The 3,948-nt window shown below is 61.0% G+C and carries 3 protein-coding genes; all 3 read left to right on the forward strand.

What is annotated here, in order from left to right; translation table 11 throughout:
• Positions 1-276 precede the first annotated feature (276 nt).
• Positions 277-1,242: a radical SAM protein gene (locus A6M21_RS02505; protein WP_427854592.1), complete on the forward strand. Its 966-nt coding sequence runs from the start codon at positions 277-279 to the stop codon at positions 1,240-1,242.
• Between the two features lie 96 nt (positions 1,243-1,338).
• Positions 1,339-2,295 (forward strand): LipS2 family lipoyl synthase, encoded by a 957-nt coding sequence (gene lipS2 / locus A6M21_RS02510; RefSeq protein WP_078060333.1) that lies wholly within the window; start codon positions 1,339-1,341, stop codon positions 2,293-2,295.
• A gap of 173 nt (positions 2,296-2,468) precedes the next feature.
• The gene (locus A6M21_RS02515) at positions 2,469-3,551 is read left to right on the forward strand and encodes a lipoate--protein ligase family protein (protein ID WP_066666337.1); all 1,083 of its coding nucleotides are present in this window, start codon (positions 2,469-2,471) and stop codon (positions 3,549-3,551) included.
• Positions 3,552-3,948: the final 397 nt, after the last annotated feature.

The following is a 3,948-nucleotide window of genomic DNA, read 5'->3' on the forward strand; positions in this document are numbered from 1 at the left end:
CTGCGCTGGCGGGGGTAAGCACTTTCGCCGGCGGACCGGCCGTAACGAGCTGCCGGTCGTGCCGGAAACCGGCTTCTATGGTTGGAAAACGGACACGGCGCGGCCGGGACAGCCGGACTGGCGGTGCAAATACCGCGCCGGGCAATCTGATGCGCTTCTTTTTTGAGCGGCGGTGTTCCGGCTTGCGGGGCTTCCGGCTTCCGGCAGGATGCTTTTTATCCGGCAGGCAGGGTTGGAACGTAATTTTCCGCTAACTGTTTTTGGAGTGGCAAAGTGATGGATGTGCATATGCTTGTAAATACCGGACAATCCCTGTCTTCTCTCCTGCGCCAGGCGCAGGAGGTACGCCGCCGGAACTTCCCGGCTGCCGTTCAATTCGACCGGCCGCTGGCCACCCGGGCGGTGAGCGTGACCGGAAGGCATTGCGCCTTGAACTGCGCCCACTGCGGCGGGCACTTCCTGCGCGGCATGCTATCCCCGGCCGAACTGGAAAATGCCCTTGCCGGCCGGGCTGCCGGCACACAAAACGCCGCCGGAGGGCACGGACCGGAGCCGCCCGCCGGCGGTCCGGCCGCTGCCGGTTGGCGCAGTTTGCTGGTTTCCGGCGGCTGCGACCGGCAGGGCCGGGTGCCCGTGACAGAGCACCCGGCCCTGCTGGCTGAATGGAAACAAAACTTTCGAATGAACTTTCATCCGGGCCTGGTGGATGAGGAGACGGCCCGGGTGATTGGGCAATACGCCGATGCGGTGTCCTTTGATTTTATCATTGACGATGAAACAATCCGGGAAGTGCTCGGACTGGATAAAACCGGCGCCGATTACATCCGCTCCTATCGTGCCTTACGGCGCCATGCCCGGGTTTATCCGCACCTGGTCATTGGTTTGCGGGGGGGCGGTTTGGCCGGCGAATATGACGCCCTGGAAGCTTTGCGTGAACTGGGTGTGGACGGGCTGGTGCTGATCGTATTTTTTCCGGTGGCCGGAACGCGTTACGCCGGCCGGCGCCCGCCGGACATTGAAGAAGCAGCCGCCTTCATCGCCACTGCCCGGATCATGTTTCCCCAAATGCCCCTCTACCTGGGCTGCATGCGCCCCCGCGGCCGCTACCGCGCTCAACTGGATGTGCTGGCGCTGCAGGCCGGAGTGAACAAGATCGTCCTGCCCGCCCGGCCGGCGGTGGAGTACGCCCGGGAGTCGGGCTGGCGGGTGGATTACGGCGAAGAATGCTGCGTTTTGTCCTGAACAGTTGTTTAATTGCTGCCGCTGTCGTGCCGGCGGCATGATTGGTTTAAATGATTTAAATGGTTTAGATGGGTGGCCTGAAAAGGAGTTGTGTTAATGTTGCGCGTATCCGCCGGGACGGCCGCGGTGCTTGGTTTAAACAACAACAAGCCGGCGGTGGCCCCCACCACGGCTTATTTTATGCAGGGGGAACACTGCCTGATGAACTGTGCTTTTTGCACTCAGGCCCGCTCCAGCCGGGCACGGGAGGATTTTTTGTCCCGGGTCACCTGGCCGCAGTTTGCCGGGGAGGCTGTTTTACCCCGCCTGTCCCGCGCCAGCCGGGCCGGGTCCTTCCGCCGGGCTTGCATCCAGGTGGTGCGTACGGAAAACTATAAAGAAGAAACCCGCCGGGCGGTGGCCATGCTCCGTTCGGCCGCAGACCTGCCCCTGTGCCTGTCCATAAACCTTGCCGCGCCGGAAGAAGCCCTGGAGGTGGCCGGGTGGGGAGTGGAGATCATCGGTTTGCCTCTGGATGCGGCTACGCCGGGTCTCTACCGGGAAATCAAGGGCGGCTCCTGGGAACACAGCCTGGCTTTATTGGCAGAGAGCGCCCGGCTGCTGCCCGGGCGTACCGGTACGCACCTGATCATCGGCCTGGGCGAAAGCGAGGAAGAAGCCGTACGGCTGCTGGCCCACCTGGTTTCCCTGGGTGTGCGGACCGGCCTTTTTGCCTTCACCCCGGTCCGGGGTACAGCCCTGGCCGGACGGGCGCAACCGGCCCCGGACAGCTACCGGCGCATCCAGGCGGCCCATTATCTGCTGCGCACCGGACGGGTGCGGCCGGAGCAACTGAGTTTCCGGGGCGGGCGGTTGATTGACTTCGGCCTGCCGGCTGGTGAACTGGCCGCTGAGTTGGCTTCCGGGGAGGCATTCCGCACCAGCGGCTGTCCGGATTGCAACCGGCCGTTTTACAACGAACGTCCCGGCGGCGTGATCTACAATTATCCACGGCCGCTGACCCCGGATGAAGCGGAGCGGGAGAACGCCATGCTTTTGCGTACACTGGGGTAGGATTTGTCAATCATCCGTACATGCCCAGAGGTTTTTAACGGAAATGCCCTGCTTGAGCTGTATCCGGCTGTACGGGCATGTTTTTATCGCCCTGCCGGGCGGTGCCCCACTCGAACCACTCCACAAGGGGGGTGGGTTTTCAGGGGCAGTTTTATATAAACGGGGTGCAATAAATGGTATTGGAATATCCGCGCAAGTGGCGCCTGCTGCAAACGGGCGCGGCGGACGGGCCGGCAAATATGGCCGTGGATGAAGCGATCATGATTCACCACAGCCGGGGCGGGGTGCCGCCGACATTGCGCTTTTACCGTTGGGATCCGCCCACCCTCTCCCTGGGCTATTTTCAAGAGCCGGAACGGGAAGTGAACCGGGAAGCCTGCCGCCGTCTGGGCGTCGGACTGGTGCGCCGCCCCACCGGCGGCCGCGCCGTACTGCATGACGACGAGGTCACCTACAGCGTGGTCATCGCCCAAAAATACCTGCCCGGCAGTGTGGTGGAGACGTACCGGGTGTTGAGCGGCGGACTGCTGGCCGGTTTGCGTTTGCTGGGTGTGCCGGCTGAATTGTACAGCCCGGGGAACAGGCGGCCGGCGGATGTGCATGGATTAAAAATGGAATCACCCGGACAGCCGGTGTCGCCAATGGAAGCAGGGGGCCATGTCCGTCTTACGGGAGAGATGGCAGATGAGGCGCATGCGGAATATGATCTTAATGTGACTGCTGCCGGCACGTACACAAACCGGGAAAACGCCAATCCTGCTATTGGTGGCGCAGGAAGGGAACATGAAAGCGTCAATCCGGCCGTTGGCGGCGTGCGCCCGGTCAATGAAAGCGGTAACCCGGCCGGCGCCGTTCCGGAATTACGCCGCGGCCATCTGTCGGCAGCCTGTTTTGACGCTCCTTCCTGGTACGAAGTGGCGGTGGCGGGTAAAAAATTGGTCGGCAGCGCCCAGGTGCGCCGGCTGGAAACCATTTTGCAGCATGGTTCCATTTTAATCGGGCTGGATGAAGAAAAGCTTTTCTCCGTCCTGGCCTTTGCTTCTGAAAAAGCCAGGGAACGGGTGCAAAGAGCTTTTGCCGGCAAGGCCACCGCCCTGGACCGGGTGTTGCCGTCGAAGCCGTCATATGAGCAGGTTTGCCGGGCAATGGCGCGCGGGTTTGAACAGGCGCTGGGCATAGAACTGGTGCCCGGCGAATTAACGGCACAGGAACAGGAAACGGCCGCAAAGTTGAAAGAAAAGTACATGCGGTTATAAGTACGTCACACCAACAAGAAATCTGCTGATCACGGCCGTGCCCAGGAGCGGCGGTGGTTGTACGGCCGGCATGCGGACATTGGACACCGGTCATGTGGTGATGCAGCAAGTGGTTAAACGCCGTCATCCCTGTTGCTCAATGGCATATGTATACATTGTAATCTGTCTTGTCCTGCTTTAACTGAGGGTACATGTACATCGTCACAGTTGCTTAATGGCGTAAGTATTCATTGTAATCGTAGGAACGGTGCCGGCGTGACTGCAACGGTTTTTAAGTGCCGCCCGGACGCCAGAAAATACCTGTTGATCTGCTTGTCCGGATGTGCTAGATTATAAGAGTCGCCGGTGCGCGGCGGCCAGAAAATGGCAGTTGACATAGGGCGGCAAAAAGTGATAC

This window comes from Desulfotomaculum copahuensis (assembly GCF_001655685.1).
GTDB lineage: Bacteria > Bacillota > Desulfotomaculia > Desulfotomaculales > Desulfovirgulaceae > Desulfotomaculum_G > Desulfotomaculum_G copahuensis.

Excerpts from the sequence above, each read along its gene's own strand:
- A6M21_RS02505 (WP_427854592.1), top strand. The coding sequence starts at position 277 with ATGGATGTGCATATGCTTGTAAATACCGGACAATCCCTGTCTTCTCTC.
- lipS2 (WP_078060333.1), top strand. The coding sequence starts at position 1,339 with ATGTTGCGCGTATCCGCCGGGACGGCCGCGGTGCTTGGTTTAAACAAC.
- A6M21_RS02515 (WP_066666337.1), top strand. The coding sequence starts at position 2,469 with ATGGTATTGGAATATCCGCGCAAGTGGCGCCTGCTGCAAACGGGCGCG.